Origin of the sequence: Acinetobacter nematophilus, assembly GCF_026344175.1 — a bacterium.
Classification (GTDB): domain Bacteria; phylum Pseudomonadota; class Gammaproteobacteria; order Pseudomonadales; family Moraxellaceae; genus Acinetobacter; species Acinetobacter nematophilus.
In genome coordinates, this window is sequence record NZ_JAPKMY010000027.1 from 1 (window position 1) to 2260 (window position 2260).

Here is a 2260-nt window from a genome sequence, read left to right on the forward strand (position 1 = left end):
GTGGTTGAACTCAATGATGGTCAGGTGGCGGTGATTGAGAAAGTCGACACGACCGGCAATGTCAGTCTGCAGCTCAGTGGTGATCAAGGGCTGTCACAAAGCTTCAGTGTGCAGCAGCTGCAAGCCCATGCCAAGCGTGTCTATATTTTTAGACCCGAAACCTCCGTGCCTGATGCACGTGTTGATGAATACATCAAGCCTTATGAGAAAAGTTGGTTCTGGGACATTGTTCTAAAAGACTGGAAGCGTTATACCGACATTATGGTGGCTTCCATGATTGCCAATATTTTGGCCTTGGCGACCATCATCTTCTCCATGCAAGTCTATGATCGTGTGGTACCTTCTCAGTCTATTCCCACCTTGTGGGTTCTTGCAGGCGGGGTACTGATCGCAGCAGTCTTTGAATTCATTCTGCGAATCGCACGGGTCTATCTATCCGACATTATCGGTAAACGTGCCGACTTAAAGATTTCAGACCGGGTATTTGGTCATGCATTGCGCATTCGCAATAAAGATCGGGCACGTTCAACAGGCTCTTTTATTTCCCAGATTCGTGAACTTGAAGGGGTTCGTGAATTGGTCACCTCAACCACCATCAGTGCGATTGCAGATCTACCGTTTTTCTTCCTGTTTCTGGTGATCTTTTGGCTGATTGGCGGCAATATTTTCTGGGTGATGTTGCTGGTGGTACCGTTGATGATTGTTCCGGGCTTCTTGGTACAAAAGAAATTGGCACAATTGGCAACTGAAGGGATGCGTGAATCGGCAATTCGTAATGCGATTTTGGTTGAAGCCGTGCAGGGCATTGAAGATATCAAACTACTGCGTGCTGAAGCCAGATTCCAAAATCAATGGAACCACATGAATGAAGTTTCTGCTGATGTCAGCATGCGCCAACGAAAAATTGTCGGTTGGTTAAATGCATGGACACAAAAGATTCAAGGTTTGACCTATGCCATCGTGGTCTTGGTGGGGTGTTTCGCGGTGATGAAAGGCGACATGACCACGGGTGCCTTGGTGGCGTGTTCAATTCTCTCCTCACGGATGCTGGCCCCCATTTCTCAAGTGACGGGCGTGCTGGGACGTTGGCAACAAGCCAAAGTGGCGAAAAACGGCCTAGATGAATTGATGCAAAAACCGGTTGATCGCCCTGAACGTGCCCAATTGATTCAGCGTAAAGTGCTGTTAGGCGATTATGATTTTAAAGGGGTGGTATTTAAATATACTGAAGATGATCCACGTCCGACCTTGGTCATTCCCCAACTCAAAATCGCGATCGGTGAAAAGGTGGCGATTCTGGGACGCAATGGCGCAGGAAAATCCAGCCTTTTACAATTACTGGCCGGGATGCAACTGCCTGTACAGGGCAAAATTAGTCTGGATGGTGTCGATCAATCCTTGCTGGATCCTGATGATATTCGCCGGGATATGGCACTGCTCAATCAAAATGCCCATTTATTCTTTGGGACCATCCGTGAAAATCTAACCTTGGGTGCGCCATTGGCAACCGATGAAGAAATTGTACGTGCTTTGCAAATCACCAATGCACTGGACATTGTTGAGCAGAAAAAAGAGGGCTTGGACCATACCATTCTTGAAGGCGGTGTGGGCTTTTCAGGCGGACAGAAACAGGCATTACTGCTGACCCGCTTATTGTTGAGAAACCCGAATATTGTCTTGCTGGATGAACCTACGGCGTCGATTGATGATGTCTCTGAAAAAGTCCTGATTCAACATCTAAAACAATGGCTGGGTCATCGCACCTTGGTGGTGGCAACCCACCGCCCTGCAGTCCTGCAACTGGTGGATCGGATCATTGTGATACATGAAGGAAAGATTATTAAAGATGGACCACGAGATGCCATTTTAAATCCCCAACATCAGCCGAATGCGGGAGGTGCTTCAGCATGAGCCAACAACACAATCAACAAAAGATTGAACTGCAAAGCACTGCACCGGCTGCCCCCCATGATCATGAGACAAGCGATTTGCTCAAGCGTCCCAGCAATCCATCCGCATTAAAGTTTTCAGAACCGCCTTTGCCTAAAGCCAGTTTTATTATTTGGATCGTGGCTGTGGGCTTACTGGCCTTTCTGATTTGGGCATGTGTTTTTAAATTAGAAGAAGTCTCAACGGGCACAGGTAAGGTGATTCCTTCCTCCAAAGAGCAAATCATTCAATCCTTAGATGGTGGGGTACTCACCAGTTTGGATGTCAAAGAAGGCGATATTGTACAAAAAGGGCAAACCCTTGCCCAGAT

At 47.4% G+C, this 2260-nt stretch carries 1 protein-coding gene and 1 pseudogene; both read left to right on the forward strand.

From position 1 onward, the window contains the following. A partial coding sequence (locus tag OSH00_RS20410) for a type I secretion system permease/ATPase (RefSeq protein WP_266131945.1) occupies positions 1 to 1911 on the forward strand: 1911 nt, incomplete at its 5' end. Next, positions 1908 to 2260: pseudogene (locus OSH00_RS20415) on the forward strand (biotin/lipoyl-binding protein); the annotation flags it as partial. The gene OSH00_RS20410 and the pseudogene OSH00_RS20415, both read left to right, overlap by 4 nt.